This window comes from uncultured Algibacter sp. (assembly GCF_947487605.1).
GTDB lineage: Bacteria > Bacteroidota > Bacteroidia > Flavobacteriales > Flavobacteriaceae > Algibacter_D.
Window position 1 is genome coordinate 141888 of the sequence record NZ_CANKXK010000008.1, and the last position, 16276, is coordinate 158163.

The window sequence follows — 16276 nt, forward strand, 5'->3', positions numbered from 1 at the left end:
AAAGGTAATTAATTTAATGCGATATTATCAATCAGTCTAATATCATCTGCATATACGGCGATAAAGGCTCTATATGCTTTTTTCTTTGATTTTCTTTTGATTGGTTTTAAGGTTTTAGCATCTGCTATTATGAAGTATTCTAATTCTAACAAATCATGCTTAGCAAATTGTTTTTCAACCCACTCCGAAACTTTATTAGCACTTTTTGTGCCAAATTTTTCGTTGGCAGATTTTAAAGTTTTATAAATGAAAGGTGCTGCTTTAGCATACTCTGGTTTCAACCTTGTATTTCGCGAACTCATAGCCAATCCGTTAGTTTCACGATGTATTTTACAGCCAATTACATTAACTGAAATATTGTGTTTTTCAACCAACTTCTTTATTATCTGTAACTGCTGAAAATCCTTTTCTCCAAAATATGCATCGTGCGGTTTTACAATCTCAAATAAACGCTTCACTATAGTACCAACACCATTAAAATGCCCATTACGAAATTTGCCTTCCATTTCAAACTCCAAACCATCAAATTCAAAATTTTTGGAAACCGCATTTCCTTCGTAAACATCTTCCACCGTCGGTGCATAAACACATATTTTGTCCTTACTTACCGTTTTTAGTAATTCGACATCGCTCTCCAAAGTTCTTGGATATTTTAGCAAATCTTCCTTATTATCAAACTGGGTTGGGTTTACAAAAATGCTAACAACAACTCTTTCATTATTCTCAAGAGCCTTTTTAACTAAAGCCAGATGTCCCTCGTGCAAAGCTCCCATTGTTGGAACTAATCCAACACTAAATCCTTTGGCTTTAAAAGATTTTAAGAATGCCTTTAATTGATTTTTTTCTGAATAAACTTCCACTTTTTAATAAAAAATTAACGCTTGCAAACTTAAGATTTTACAACCAATCTGCATAAATTTTTGTACTTTTGCGTGTTTTTTATTTTGAATCTTCAAAAGCAAACTATTTATGAAAGATAAGAGGATATTATATGTATCATCTGAAGTAGTACCTTATTTACCTGAAACCGAAATTTCTTCAATGTCGTTTGAAGCACCAAGATTGGTGAATCAACAAGGTGGTCAAATAAGAATATTTATGCCAAGATACGGGAATATTAATGAGAGAAGACATCAACTACATGAAGTTATCAGGCTTTCTGGTATAAACTTGGTAATAAATGATTTGGACATGCCTCTTATTATTAAAGTAGCATCAATTCCGAAAGAACGTATTCAAGTTTATTTTATTGATAATGATGAATATTTTAAGCGTAAAGCTACGTTAACCGACGAAAATGGCGAGTTGTTTTCTGATAATGATGAACGTGCTATTTTCTTTGCAAAAGGTGTTATTGAAACGGTAAAAAAATTGAATTGGTCACCAGATATAATTCACGTTCATGGTTGGCTTGCTTCTTTATTACCTTTATACTTAAAAGAGTATTATAAAGATGAGCCGCTTTTTAACGAAAGTAAAATTGTAACTTCTATATACAATCAAAGTTTTAACAATACGTTAAATAAAGATATGTTTAATAAGATTAAATTTGACAATATAGATGAAGAAGCCTTTAAGTCGCTTGAAGAACCTACATTTAATAATTTGATGAAAATTGCCATTGATTATTCTGATGCTCTAATAATAGGCTCTGAAGAACTTCCAGAAACTTTAAACAATTATTTAAAAGACTCAGAAAAACCTATTTTAGAATACAAAAGTAAGGATGAATTTGGTCCAGCTTACACAGAATTTTTTAATTCAGAAGTTTTAAGCTAAACGATTCATTAATAAAGATATATGAAGAAGATATTTAAAGCCCTTAAATTTACTGGTGCCGTTGCATTTTTAATTTTAACACTTATAGCTTGCGATAAAGAGTTCAATTCCATTGACAGTGATGTTCTAGGAAAAGAAAATTCGAATTTTAGTACAAGCCTATACAACATAACTCCATTAGCCTACAATAAAAAACTAGAGGCTGTACAAATAAATGGATTACAGTCTAATCTCCTAGGCTATTATAATGATCCATTATATGGGGGCACAACAGCTAGTATAATTACTCAGTTAGTGCCTGTAGCATACGATCCAGATTTTGGTGTAAATCCAGAGATAGAATCTGTGGTATTAAACATACCATATTTTAGTACTGCAACTGGTGTCGAAAATGAAGTTACTACATATAAATTAGATTCTTTATATGGTAATGCATCTGCCCCGATTAAACTAACAGTTTATCAAAGTAATTATTTCTTAAGAGATTTTAATCCAGAAGGTGACCCTAATACTGCACAAAACTATTTCTCAAAAGCTGATAGAGACTTAACAAACCCTACTCATAATTTTGCTATGAGTAATAATACTACTGTAGACTTTGATGATCAAATTATTGGTCTACCAATTCTTGAAGTTTCAAATTTTACACCAAGCCCTTTAGCTACAGAAATTATTACAGGAACTGGAGAGGATGAAGTAAAAACGTATTCAATTCCTGCTCTTAGAGAAGAACTAGACAATGATTTTTGGAAAGCAGCCATTATAGATAAACAAGACGACCCAGTTTTAAGCAATGCTAATAATTTTAAAAATTATTTTAGAGGCTTATATATAAAAACAGAAGCTATAGCTGATAACGGCAGTATGATTTTACTTAATCTAGCTTCAACCGATGCTAACATTACCATTAATTATACCCATGGAGAAACTGATGCTAGAACAGAAGCTACTTATGTTTTAAATTTTAATGGCAATAGGCTTAATACGTTTATTAATGACTACAGCTTCAACTCGATGCCACTTGCTGATGGTGATGACGGTTTAGGAGATGAAAAATTATTACTTAAAGGAACTGCTGGATCTATGACAATTATAGATTTATTTGGAAGTGAAGATTTAGAATCGCTAAAAGCTGATTTTATAGAAGGTGATAATGTAAAAAGGCTTATTAATGAAGCTCGTTTAACAATTATCGAAGATGAGCAAAGCATTGACCCTGACGATGAAAATCACGAATATGACAGAATTTATGCTTACGATATTAATAACAATAATGTAACTGCAGATTATAGTTTCGACCCAACCGAAAACACAGCACAGCCTTTAAATTCTAAAGTTGTTAGCTTAGGGCAAAGAGATACTATAATGATTGATAATACAATACATAAAGGCTATAAAATACGTATCACCGAGCATATAAAAAACATTATTTTTAGAGACTCCATGAATACAAAGCTAGGTTTAGTAATTTCTAATAATGTTAACTATATTACAGGTGTAGAAATTATAAATAATAATGACCTTGAAAGAATTCCAGCTGCTACTATTTTAACTTCTAGAGGCACTGTATTACATGGTAGCAATGACAACGTTGATGCAAAAAAGCGTTTGAAATTAGAAATATATTATACAGAACCCAATAACTAAAAAAGTATGTGCGGTATTGTCGGTTATATTGGTTCTAGAGAAGCTTACCCAATCATTATTGAAGGCTTAAAACGCTTAGAATACCGAGGATACGACAGCGCAGGAGTAGCACTATTTGATGGTACAGAACTTAAAGTAAGTAAAACCAAAGGAAAAGTTGCAGATTTAGAGGACCGCGTTCAATCTGAAATTAATAAAAATGGCAGCCTTGGTATAGGCCATACAAGATGGGCAACACATGGCATTCCTAACGATATAAACTCACATCCGCATGTATCAAACTCTGGTGATTTAGTAATCATCCATAACGGCATTATTGAAAACTACGAATCTCTTAAAAAAGAATTAATTACTAGAGGTTATACATTCGAATCAGACACCGATACAGAAGTTTTAGTCAATTTAATTGAAGATGTAAAACTAAAGGAAAATGTAAAACTTGGCAAAGCGGTACAAATTGCATTAAACCAAGTTATAGGTGCCTATGCTATTGCTGTTTTTGATCAAACTCGCCCAGACGAAATTGTAATAGCACGCTTAGGAAGCCCATTAGCAATTGGTGTTGGAGAAAATGAATTTTTTATTGCAAGTGATGCTTCTCCTTTTCTAGAATACACTAAAAATGCCATCTATCTAGAAGATGAAGAAATGGCTATTATTAGGCTCAATAAAGATGTTAAAATAAGAAAAATTAAAGACGACTCTTTTGTTGACCCCTACGTCCAAGAACTTCAAATAAGTCTGGAACAAATTGAAAAAGGTGGTTACGACCATTTTATGCTTAAGGAAATACATGAGCAACCTAAAGCAATTAATGATACTTATAGAGGTAGATTAAATAGACAACAAGGTATTATAAAAATGTCAGGCGTCGAGGATAACATGAAAAAGTTCTTGAACGCAAACCGAATTGTTATTGTTGCATGTGGTACCTCATGGCATGCTGGCTTAGTTGCAGAATATATATTTGAAGACTTAGCTAGAGTTCCTGTAGAAGTAGAATACGCTTCAGAATTTAGATACAGGAATCCCGTTATCACAGAAAATGATGTCGTTATAGCTATTTCACAATCTGGAGAAACAGCAGATACATTAGCTGCCATAAAATTAGCAAAATCAAAAGGAGCTTTTGTTTTTGGAGTATGTAACGTGGTTGGTTCCTCTATTGCAAGAGAAACACATGCTGGAGCGTACACCCACGCAGGTCCAGAAATTGGAGTCGCTTCTACAAAAGCATTTACTACGCAAATAACAGTATTAACTTTAATGGCTCTTAGATTAGCCAGTGCAAAAGGAACAATAAGTAGAGTAGATTTTCGCCAACATCTTTTAGAATTAGAAATGATTCCAAAAAAAGTTGAAAAAGCTTTAGAATCGGATGCTCATATAAAAATGATTGCCGATATATATAAAGATGTTAGTAATTTCCTTTACTTAGGAAGAGGTTATAATTTTCCCGTTGCCCTAGAAGGCGCATTAAAGTTAAAAGAGATTTCTTATATCCATGCAGAAGGCTATCCAGCTGCAGAAATGAAACATGGCCCAATAGCTTTAATAGATGAAAACATGCCAATTGTAGTAATCGCTACCAAAAAAGGACATTACGAAAAAGTTGTAAGTAATATTCAAGAAATTAAATCTCGCAAAGGGAAAATAATCGGTATTGTTACCGAAGGAGATATTCAAGTTAAGGAATTAGCAGATCACGTTATTGAAGTTCCTGAAACTCTTGATTCCTTATCACCTCTAGTAACAACTATTCCGCTACAATTGCTATCTTATCATATTGCCGTACTACTAAACAAGAATGTAGATCAACCCAGAAATCTGGCCAAATCTGTGACCGTTGAATAAAACGTGCGTCTAACTCTTAATTGACCTATAAATTATTAAAGTCTTGCTTGTTAACAAAAGTATTGGAACGACTTAGCTATTGCTCAGTTAGATATCCTAATTTATCTTTAGAAGACATTATCGGATAATTCTTGTGCTAAGACTCTTTAATTTTGTGACATGATATTTTACGATTTTTATAAAATAACTAAACTAAAAATGCATAATTAACAAAAAAACAGCTATATTTTTTGTTAAAAAATATTATGCATGCATAATTTTTTATTGATTTTATTTAATATTGAACATATTATATTTATATTGCTCGAACAAATTAACTTAACTAATTTCTAATGAAGACAATTCTCCCAATTTTAATGTTTTTCTTTTGCGGATTAACATTTGCTCAAACTACTGTTACTGGTTCCGTTAAAGATGTTAATGGACAACCTATACCTGGTGCTAACATAATTGTAATTGGCACATCGACAGGGACTGTAACCGATTTCGATGGTAATTTCACTATTACTTTTAGTCAAAATCCACCATTTTCTTTACAAGCAAGTAGTGTTGGTTTTGAAACAACAACTTCAGAAATCACCACTAACCCACAAGCTGTAAACTTCGTGTTAAAAGAAGGTAATAAGCTTGATGAAATAGTGATTTCAGCTTCTAGAACACCTGAAAGTGTTAGAGAATCTCCAGTTACTATTGAAAGATTTGACGCTAAAGATATTCAATTAGCGACTTCCCCTGACTTTTATTCAAGTCTTGAAAATTTAAAAGGTATAGATGTTAATAAAGGAAGTTTAACTTTTAATGCGGTTAACACGCGTGGATTTGCCACTTTTGCAAACACACGATTTGTTCAACTCGTTGATGGTATGGATAATGCCTTACCAGGATTAAATTTTGCATTGGGAGATCTTCTTGGGCTTAATGAACTCGACATAAGTAGTGTAGAAATATTACCAGGTGCTTCTTCAGCGCTTTATGGAGCCAATGCCTTTAATGGTATTTTATTTATGACCAGTAAGGATCCTTTTAAACATCAAGGAGTAAGTGCCTATATTAAAACAGGATTGACAGTACAAGATGAAGCTGGCGATAACCACTTTCATGATTTTGGCTTTCGTGCGGCTCATGCATTTAGCGATAAATTTGCTGCAAAAGGCTCTTTTTCTTATATGAGAGGAACTGATTGGCATGCATCAGATGACAGTCAATATGACCAAGGAGCTGTAGGAACAGCAGATACTGTAACCCCTTTTACATCAAATCCTGCGCATAATGGTTTAAATATATATGGTGACGAAATAAGCTTAGGTGCTTTAGGGTTTAACCTTAACCAAATAGCACAACAATTAGAAGCTGGCGGACAATTACCTCCTGGCGCAAGTGCTTTAGTTCCTGCTGTTAATGTAGCAAGAACAGGTTACAAAGAATCTGATTTAACAGACTATAAAGCCGAAAGCTTAAAGGCATACTTTACTTTAAATTATAAGCCTTTTGGAAACAATACTGAAGTTATTTGGAGCTCTAAATTTGGAACAGGTTCTGCTATCTATCAAGGATCTAGTAGATATGCCATAAAAGATTTCGCATTACAACAACACAAATTAGAATTTAGAGGAGACAATTTTTTTCTTAGAGGCTATACAACTAGTGAAAACGCAGGCAACTCTTATGACATGTTTTTTACAGGATTTAATATGAATGTAGAAAGTGCCTCTAATTGGTTTGGTGCTTATGCTGGAGGCTATGCTACAGGTGCTGGAGCAATATTAGCTGGAGGTGGTAATCCTGCCGACCCAGCAGCACAAGCTCAAATTCATGCAGGAGCTAGAGCTTTTGCCGATGACTTAGTTACGATAAAACCAGGTACTCCTGAATTTACCGCGCTTTTTAATAAAGTCACAAATGACCCCGACGTGTCTACTGGTTCTAAACTAGTAGATGAATCAAAAATGCATATAGCTGAAGGGAATTACAATTTTAAAGACTTATTAAATAACGTTTTAGATTTACAAATAGGCGGGCAATACAGACAATATTCGTTAAACTCAGGTGGAAATATATTTACAGATTACGATGGTCCCATTGAGTATCATGAACAAGGTGCGTATATACAAGGTATTAAAAAATTAATGGATGATCGCTTAAAAGTGACAGCATCAATACGTTATGATAAAAATGAATTTTTTGATGCTAGTTATTCGCCAAGGCTTTCTTTTGTTTACGGGGCTGGAGAAAATAAACAACATAGCTTTAGAGCTTCTGTTCAAACAGGGTTTAGAAACCCAGATACCCAAGCACTTTTTATTGGTTTTAATGTACCAGGATATATATTGGTAGGTGCAGCACCAGCCAATTTAGACAGAACATTACAAAATACAACATTAACAGGCAGAGATGCTTACTTCAATTCATATAGTTTCAACTCTTATCTAGCTTTTAGGGATAGTGGAGGAGCAACGCCTTTAGAACCTGTTCAAGGCACCGGAGTAACACCTCTTATAGAACAAGAAAAAGTGACAGCTTTTGATATTGGGTACAGAGGTAAAATAGGATTTGTAACGGTTGATTTTAATGCTTATTATAATACTTATGACAATTTTGCAGCTCAAAAATTTGTTATTACACCTGAAACTGGTTCTGTAATGGATGCGTCTGGGGTAGCAGCTATTGCAGCTGGAAATTTTCAGCAATTTAATGTTTACACAAACTCATCTGCAGATGTTAGTTCTTATGGTGCTGTCATTGGTTTATCTACAAAAATTGCTAAAGATTTTAACTTTGGATTAAATTACACCTATGCCAAATTAGATTTTGATCAAGCATCAGATCCAGATTTTAGCACAGGCTTTAATACGCCTGAGCATAAGTTGAAAGTATCTTTAGGAAATCCCGAATTATTTAAGAATTTCGGATTTAACGTTAATGCCCGTTGGAGTGATGAATATTTCTGGCAAGCAACATTGGCCAATGGCATGGTTCCTTCAAGAACGGTAGTTGACGCTATGATTAATTATTCCGTACCATCTATAAAATCTACTTTCAAACTAGGAGGAACTAATTTAGGAGGCAAAGAATATCAAAGTGCTGTTGGTTCACCATTTATTGGATCACAATATTTTGTTTCATGGACTATAAATAATTAATTTATTTTAAACTTATTATACATATTAAACACCTTCAGATTGAAGGTGTTTTTTTATTCTAAAAAAGCTTTAAAAACAACTTTTATTTTAAATTAAAAAATATATCTTTGCAGCGCGAAAACAGAACGTGTTTTCACTCAATTAATTAGCATAACAAAAAGATATAAGTAATGGCTAAAGTTACAGGTAAAGTTGCACAGATTGTAGGTCCAGTTATAGATGTTGAATTCGCTGCTGGTTCAGAACTTCCAAAAATTTACGATTCATTAGAAATAAAAAGACCAGATGATTCTTTATTAGTACTAGAAGTACAATCTCATATTGGTGAAGATACTGTTCGTACTATAGCAATGGATTCGTCTGATGGTTTAAGCAGAGGTACTGAAGTTACTGCAACTGGAGCACCTATTCAAATGCCAATTGGAGATGATGTTTACGGACGTTTATTTAATGTAATTGGAGATGCCATTGATGGACTTGGAGATTTACCTAAAGCTGGAAAAGCTGGATTACCAATTCACCGTCAAGCACCTAAATTTGAAGATTTATCAACTTCTACTGAAGTTTTATTTACCGGTATTAAAGTAATTGACCTTATCGAGCCTTATGCAAAAGGTGGTAAAATTGGTTTATTTGGTGGTGCTGGTGTAGGTAAAACAGTATTAATTCAAGAGTTGATTAATAATATTGCAAAAGGTCACGGTGGTTTATCAGTATTTGCTGGTGTAGGAGAAAGAACTCGTGAAGGAAATGACCTTTTAAGAGAAATGTTAGAATCTGGAATTATTCGCTATGGTGATGATTTTATGCATTCTATGGAAGATGGTGGATGGGATTTATCTAAAGTTGATAAATCTAAAATGAAAGAATCTAAAGCAACCTTTGTATTCGGACAAATGAATGAGCCTCCTGGAGCACGTGCGCGTGTTGCATTATCAGGTTTAACAATTGCTGAATATTTCCGTGATGGTGCTGGAGAAGGACAAGGGAAAGATGTACTTTTCTTCGTAGATAATATCTTCCGTTTTACACAAGCTGGATCAGAGGTATCTGCACTATTAGGTCGTATGCCTTCTGCGGTAGGTTACCAACCAACATTGGCAACAGAAATGGGTGCGATGCAAGAGCGTATTACTTCAACAAAAAGAGGTTCTATTACATCTGTACAAGCGGTTTATGTACCTGCGGATGATTTAACAGATCCTGCGCCTGCTACAACCTTTGCTCACTTAGATGCAACAACAGTACTTTCTAGAAAGATTGCTGAGTTAGGTATATATCCTGCGGTAGATCCATTAGATTCTACTTCAAGAATTTTAACTGCTGATATTTTAGGTGCAGACCACTATGACTGTGCTCAGAGAGTGAAAGAGTTATTACAACGTTATAAAGAATTGCAAGATATTATCGCCATACTTGGTATGGAAGAATTATCTGAAGAAGATAAAATGGCTGTAGGTAGAGCGAGACGTGTACAACGTTTCTTATCTCAACCATTCCACGTAGCTGAGCAATTTACAGGTATTCCTGGGGTTTTAGTAGATATTAAAGAAACTATCAAAGGATTTAACATGATTATGGATGGTGAATTAGATCACTTACCAGAAGCCGCGTTTAACCTTAAAGGTACTATTGAAGAAGCTATTGAAGCTGGAGAGAAAATGTTAGCTGAAGCATAGCCAGAGCTAATACTGAACTTGTTTCAGTATCTCTTTATTGTGAAAAATTGAACAAAAATTAAAAGACCCTGAAACAAAGTTTAGGGTAGTTAAACAAGTTTAACTATGTATTTAGAAATTGTGTCACCAGAAGCAACATTATTTAGTGGCGAAGTAAATTCGGTATCTGTACCAGGTGTCAACGGTGAATTTGAAATGTTAAAAGATCACGCACCTATTGTATCTTTATTAAAAGAAGGCTTTGTTAAAATTTCAGGTAGCATTGAATTAGATGAAGAAGTTCAAGACAAATTCACTAAAGGTGATAAAAACACAACTTTATTGAAAATAAATTCAGGAACTTTAGAGATGAAAGACAACAAACTTATTGTTCTAGCAGATTAAAATCGAATAATAATTAAGTTTTTTTTGAACTTTATATTACAAAATTTAAAAGCTTTCTAAAACTAGAAAGCTTTTTTATTTATATTAACCCGTTGTGCATTTTAAGGGAAATTTGTCAATTCGAGTGAATTTTGTCTACCTTATACAGTAAAATTAGTATCGAGAAGCCTATTTTCTATTTTAAAACTTGTTCTCGATACGATTTTCTGTTGAAAATTATTCGAACTGACAAATTAGTTTAGTTTAACAAAAAATCAAAACACACAGCGCGTTATATTATTTTAAACTAATATTCGTTATATATAAATATATTTGAAGTTGAAAAAGGTATTATGTTTCGAAAACTAATTTTACTTACATTCTTTTTAATCCCGTTATTACAATTTTCTCAGGACTTTTCTGAATTATGGGAAGGGCATTTTTCATATAATAATATATCAGAAGTCGTACATGGAAATAATAAAATCTATGCTTCTGCTGAAAATGCTATTTTCAGTTACGATACTGTAACAAATGAGTTAGAAAAAATAACCACCATAAATGGTTTATCTGGTGAAAATATTAACACAATAAACTACAGTAAGACCTTCGAACTATTAATAGTAGGTTACGAAAACGGATTGATTGAAATTCTTTTTGACAATGATGATGATGTGCTTTCTGTGGTTGATATTATCGAAAAACCAACCATACTTCCAGCTAATAGAGGAATCAATCATTTTAATATTATTGATAATCTAGTATATATAGCAACAGATTATGGAATTTCTGTATATGATTTAGAAAGACTCGAGTTTGGAGACACCTATTTTATTGGAAACTCTGGAGAGCAAATTCAAGTTACTCAAACGACAGTTTTAAACGATTTTATTTATGCCTCTTGTTTAGGAAATAATGGCATAAGAAAAGCGCAAGTTTCAAATCCAAACATTATAGATTTCAGTAATTGGCAAACTATCTCGGCAGGTAATTTTAGGGCAATAGAATCAATATCCAATCAGCTTTATACTATTCGAGCGAATAGAAAAATATATAGAATAGTTAGTGATACTTTAGTAGAATTATTTACTTATCCAATCATCCCAGAATCTTTAAAAGCTGTTGAACAAAACTTAATTGTAGTTTTAAATAATACTGTTTATATATACGACGAAAATTTTAACCCTATCATTCAAGCATCAACAAATAGTGAATTTAATACCAAATTTACATCGGCTACTTTAGACTTGGAATATATATATGTTGGTACAACAAATTTTGGTGTACTAAAGGCTTCCTTAGACAATCCAACTATCTATGAAGAAATTAGACCAGATGGTCCTTTGCTAAATATACCTTTTGCTTTACAAGCAGGTCCTAACAATTTATGGGTAACTTTTGGAGAACATGATTTATTTCTAAATCCTTACCCACTAAACAGTAGAGGTATTAGCCATTTAAAAGATGAAGAATGGGTAAACACACCTTTTAATAATGTCCTTGGAGCAAGGAGTTTAAAACCTATATCAATAAATCCATTTATGACTAGTCAAGTACTTATTGGTTCATATATTGATGGTTTATTAGAAGTAAATGACGAAATTCCCACGGTTTTATATAATCAAAATAATAGTGGCTTAGAATATTTGATTAGCCCTAATAACCCAAATTACATAGGAGACATTCGAGTTTCTACTTCTGTTTTTGATAACAATGGATTATTATGGACGCTTACAAATTTTGTAGATCCCGCTTTAAAAACATACAACCCCTCTAACAATCAATGGACACCCTATAGTATAGAAGAAGTTGTTCCAAAAGAGAATAATGGTTATAATGATATTGTTATTGGGAATGATGAGACTAAATGGATTGCCACTTATGAATATGGGCTTATTGGCTTTAATGAAAACAACAATTCCCTTAAGAGAATATTAGGGGAAGAGAGCAACCTTCCAACAGAATATGTTACCGCTTTGGCTATGGATAATAGAAACCAATTATGGATAGGCACATTTAAGGGATTACGTGTACTTTATAATACAACTAACTTTTTTGATGAAGAATTTACAAAAGTAGATGAAGTTATCATACTTGAAGACGGCATTGCTAAGGAACTTCTTTTTGAACAATTTATAACAGACATCAAAGTAGATGGCTCTAATAATAAGTGGATTGGTACAAACGATTCAGGGTTGTTTTATTTCTCATCAGATGGTCAAGAAACCATTTTTCATTTTACTAAAGATAACTCGCCTTTACCTTCTAATAGAATTAATGACATTTCTATTGACAGTTCTAGTGGAACAGTCTACATAGCTACCGGAAAGGGTCTTGTCTCATTTCGTGCTGGAGGATCTAATCCATTTCAGGATTTAGAAAAAGCTTTTGTTTATCCCAATCCTGTAAGGCCTAGATTTAATATAGTAGACAAAAAAGTAAAAATTAAAGATATTTCTGAAAACGTCAATATTAAAATAACTGATATTGAAGGTAATCTTGTTGCCGAAGCTCAATCAAGAACCAACCAGCGCTATAATGGTTTTAATTTAGAAATTGATGGTGGTACCGCCTATTGGAATGGTAAAAACCTAGCTAATAATATTGTAGCCTCTGGCGTATACCTCATCATGCTATCAGATTTAGATACTTTCGAAACAAAAGTTTTAAAATTAATGGTTGTTCGATAATGCTAGTTAACACTAATGCCATTGTCTTATCTAAAATTAAATATCGAGATAATGACTTAATCGTTAAATGCTATACCAAAAAATATGGAACAATAAGTTTTTTACTTCGGGGTGTTTTAAAAAATAAAAAAGGGAATACGAAAGTCGCATACTTTCAATTATTATCCCAAATTCAGCTTGAAATTATTTATAAAAATAATAGATCGTTACAATCTATTAAAGAGGTTAGGATAAATCAATTATATTCCAGCCTACATTCTAATGTGGTAAAAAGTGCTATTGTAATGTTTTTAGCAGAAGTGCTATCTAATTCCTTAAAAGAAGAAGAAGAAAACGAACTCCTTTTTAGCTACATTGAAACCACCTTACAATGGCTAGACACACATACTGATTACGCTAATTTTCATTTGCTTTTTTTACTTAACCTTACTAAGTATTTAGGATTTTACCCAGAAACTATTAATTCAGAATTTAATTTTTTTAATTTAGAGCATGGTAAGTTTGAAATAGAGGCTAAAAGTAAGCATAGCATTTCAGGAGAAAATTTAACACTTTTAAAACAACTATTAGGCACAACATTTGATGCATTAAATACAGTAAAAATTAATGCAAAGCAAAGGCAATCGTTTTTGAATATGATTTTGCGCTATTTTGAATTACATTTGGGCAGTTTTAAAACACCTAAATCACTACAGATTTTTAACCAAGTTTTCAATTAATGAAATTTATTCAAACGATATTTTTCTTTTTATTCGCTTCAATTTGCTTACAGGCTCAACAAATAAAAGTTCTAAATAAACTAACCGCAGAACCTGTTTTTGGAGTTGCAATCTACAATGCAGATAAAACTAAAAGTGTTATTACTAATTTTGAAGGCGAGGCATCTTTAGATAAATTTACTACATCCGAAATTCTTTATTTTCAGCATTTAACCCATATCACAAAAACCATAGTAAAAGGTAGTATAAATAAAGATAATATTGTCTACCTAAATTCTAACACGCAAGGTCTTGAAGAAATTATAATTTCTGCTTCAAAATTTGAACAAAATAGCAAAGATATTCCTCAAAAAATTATAAGCATTAAAGCTAAAGACATTCAATTTACCAACCCACAAACTAGTGCAGATATATTAGAAAATACTGGGCAAGTATTTGTACAAAAAAGTCAATTAGGAGGCGGTAGCCCCATGATAAGAGGTTATTCTACCAATAGATTACTTATAACAGTTGATGGTGTTAGAATGAATAATGCCATTTTTAGAGGAGGTAATTTACAAAATGTTATTGCTATCGACCCGCTTTCTATACAAAACACCGAAGTAATATTAGGCTCAGGATCTGTTATCTACGGTAGCGATGCTATTGGAGGTGTGATGAGTTTTTATACCCAAAAACCAAAACTTTCTTATACTGATTCGCTTTTATTTAAATCGAATATCATGCTACGCTATGCGTCTGCAAGTGATGAAAAAACAGGTCATTTAGATTTTAATTTAGGCTATAAAAAATGGGGGGGTTACACCAATTTAAGTTATAGTAGTTTTGGAGATTTAAAAATGGGGCAGCATGGTCCTAACGATTATTTAAGACCAGAATTTGTTAGCAGATTAAATAATGAAGATATTATTGTTTCAAATAATAACCCTTTAGTTCAAAAGTATTCTGGCTACAACCAAATAAACCTAATGCAAAAGGCGCGTTATGAAGCTTCAGAAAATCTAAGTTTCGACTTAGGTTTATACTTCTCTACCACTTCAAACATTCCTCGATATGATCGATTAATTAGATATAGAAATGATACTTTACGTTCAGCCGAATGGTATTATGGACCACAAAAGTGGTTTATGTCAAACTTTCAAGCCACTAAGCTAAGTAGCCGATCTGTTCTTTATGATAAAATTAAAGTCACTATTGCTTATCAAAATTTTCAAGAAAGTAGAATTGATAGAGATTTTCAATCTGATATAAGAAATGTTAGAGAAGAAGCAGTTGATGCCTACTCCCTAAATTTAGATTTTGAAAAAAGATTAAATGCAAAAACAGATTTCTTCTATGGTACAGAATTCATATACAATAAGGTAAAGTCTGATGGTCTCGAAGAAAACATCAACACAAATTTTACTTCCCCAACTGTTTCTAGATACCCCAATGGTGCTACTTGGAAATCTGCAGCAGTTTACACCAGTATAAAATATAAGCCCAATGTAAAGTTTGTATTTCAATCGGGTTTACGATTTAATCATATCGTCTCTAAAGCTAATTTTAAAGAAAATAATGCCTATCTAAATTTACCTTTCGAGTCTTCATTAAATAAATCTGGAGCTTTTACGGGGACAGCAGGAATAAGCTGGTTACCAAACTCAATTTTAGAGTGGAAATTAAATGCGTCTTCAGCTTTTAGAGCTCCAAACATTGACGACATAGGAAAAGTCTTTGATTCTGAGCCAGGGTCTGTTGTTGTACCCAATGAAAATTTAAAACCAGAATATGCTTATGGTGGTGAATTAGGGTTAAAATTGAAATTGAAAAATGTTATACTTGATATGAGTTCGTATTACACTTATTTAGATAATGCGCTTGTGCGAAGAGATTATAATCTAAATGGCGAAACTCAAATTCTATATGATGGCACATTAAGTAATATTCAAGCTATTCAAAACGCATCAAAAGCTTGGATTTATGGTTTTGAAATAGGTGTAAAAGCAAAGATAACACGACAATTAAATTTGCTATCTCAATATAGTATTATTGGCGGAACCGAGGAGAATGATGGCATCGAAGTTCCTGTACGCCATGTTTCACCTAGTTTTGGAAACACACATTTAACATGGAATAATAAGCACTTAAAAATTGATTTTTTTGCGAATTACAATGGCGAGCTTTCTTTCAATCAATTAGCCCCTTCAGAGGTAGAAAAAGACTTTTTGTACGCCTCAGATTCTAATGGCAACCCTTACTCTCCCTCTTGGTATACTTTAAATTTAAGGACGCAATACCAAATTGGAAAAACTACATTATCGGCAAGTTTAGAAAATATAACCAATCAAAGGTATAGAACTTACTCTTCTGGTATTACTGCTGCAGGTAGAAACTTTGTTTTATCTCTAAAATACAGTCTTTAA

General features: G+C 32.7%; 10 protein-coding genes. 9 read left to right on the top strand and 1 reads right to left on the bottom strand.

The window, feature by feature from the left end; translation table 11 throughout:
* Positions 1-8: 8 nt before the first annotated feature.
* Positions 9-860 (bottom strand): pantoate--beta-alanine ligase, encoded by an 852-nt coding sequence (panC, locus tag Q0739_RS10735; protein ID WP_298238729.1) that lies wholly within the window; start codon positions 858-860, stop codon positions 9-11.
* 109 nt (positions 861-969) lie between these two features.
* Between panC and Q0739_RS10740 the strand changes: the two genes are divergently transcribed.
* The 9 genes from Q0739_RS10740 to Q0739_RS10780 all read left to right on the top strand — a co-directional run bounded on the left by Q0739_RS10740 (position 970) and on the right by Q0739_RS10780 (position 16276).
* Positions 970-1779 carry a glycogen/starch synthase gene (locus Q0739_RS10740; protein ID WP_298238730.1) on the top strand — a complete coding sequence of 270 codons (810 nt, stop codon included), beginning with the start codon at positions 970-972 and terminating at the stop codon, positions 1777-1779.
* 21 nt (positions 1780-1800) lie between these two features.
* Positions 1801-3426 carry a DUF4270 domain-containing protein gene (locus Q0739_RS10745; protein WP_298238731.1) on the top strand — a complete coding sequence of 542 codons (1626 nt, stop codon included), beginning with the start codon at positions 1801-1803 and terminating at the stop codon, positions 3424-3426.
* 6 nt (positions 3427-3432) lie between these two features.
* The gene (gene glmS, locus Q0739_RS10750; RefSeq protein ID WP_298238732.1) at positions 3433-5280 is read left to right on the top strand and encodes a glutamine--fructose-6-phosphate transaminase (isomerizing); all 1848 of its coding nucleotides are present in this window, start codon (positions 3433-3435) and stop codon (positions 5278-5280) included.
* A 332-nt stretch (positions 5281-5612) separates the two neighbouring features.
* A complete protein-coding gene (locus Q0739_RS10755; RefSeq protein ID WP_298238733.1) occupies positions 5613-8420 on the top strand; it encodes a TonB-dependent receptor in 2808 nt (935 codons plus the stop codon).
* 170 nt (positions 8421-8590) lie between these two features.
* The gene (gene atpD, locus Q0739_RS10760) at positions 8591-10099 is read left to right on the top strand and encodes a F0F1 ATP synthase subunit beta (protein ID WP_298238734.1); all 1509 of its coding nucleotides are present in this window, start codon (positions 8591-8593) and stop codon (positions 10097-10099) included.
* 105 nt (positions 10100-10204) lie between these two features.
* Positions 10205-10483, top strand: coding sequence for a F0F1 ATP synthase subunit epsilon (locus Q0739_RS10765; protein WP_298238735.1), 279 nt, complete (start codon positions 10205-10207; stop codon positions 10481-10483).
* 332 nt (positions 10484-10815) lie between these two features.
* Positions 10816-13152 (top strand): two-component regulator propeller domain-containing protein, encoded by a 2337-nt coding sequence (locus Q0739_RS10770; protein ID WP_298238736.1) that lies wholly within the window; start codon positions 10816-10818, stop codon positions 13150-13152.
* On the top strand, positions 13152-13871 hold the full coding sequence (gene recO, locus Q0739_RS10775; protein ID WP_298238737.1) for a DNA repair protein RecO: 720 nt from the start codon (positions 13152-13154) through the stop codon (positions 13869-13871). The genes Q0739_RS10770 and recO overlap by 1 nt, the downstream gene beginning before the upstream one ends.
* A complete protein-coding gene (locus Q0739_RS10780; protein WP_298238738.1) occupies positions 13871-16276 on the top strand; it encodes a TonB-dependent receptor in 2406 nt (801 codons plus the stop codon). Before recO ends, Q0739_RS10780 begins: the two co-directional genes overlap by 1 nt.

Coding starts and splice junctions, on each gene's coding strand:
- glmS (WP_298238732.1), top strand. CDS start 3,433: ATGTGCGGTATTGTCGGTTATATTGGTTCTAGAGAAGCTTACCCAATC.
- Q0739_RS10770 (WP_298238736.1), top strand. CDS start 10,816: ATGTTTCGAAAACTAATTTTACTTACATTCTTTTTAATCCCGTTATTA.
- Q0739_RS10755 (WP_298238733.1), top strand. CDS start 5,613: ATGAAGACAATTCTCCCAATTTTAATGTTTTTCTTTTGCGGATTAACA.
- Q0739_RS10740 (WP_298238730.1), top strand. CDS start 970: ATGAAAGATAAGAGGATATTATATGTATCATCTGAAGTAGTACCTTAT.
- Q0739_RS10780 (WP_298238738.1), top strand. CDS start 13,871: ATGAAATTTATTCAAACGATATTTTTCTTTTTATTCGCTTCAATTTGC.
- recO (WP_298238737.1), top strand. CDS start 13,152: ATGCTAGTTAACACTAATGCCATTGTCTTATCTAAAATTAAATATCGA.
- atpD (WP_298238734.1), top strand. CDS start 8,591: ATGGCTAAAGTTACAGGTAAAGTTGCACAGATTGTAGGTCCAGTTATA.
- Q0739_RS10765 (WP_298238735.1), top strand. CDS start 10,205: ATGTATTTAGAAATTGTGTCACCAGAAGCAACATTATTTAGTGGCGAA.
- Q0739_RS10745 (WP_298238731.1), top strand. CDS start 1,801: ATGAAGAAGATATTTAAAGCCCTTAAATTTACTGGTGCCGTTGCATTT.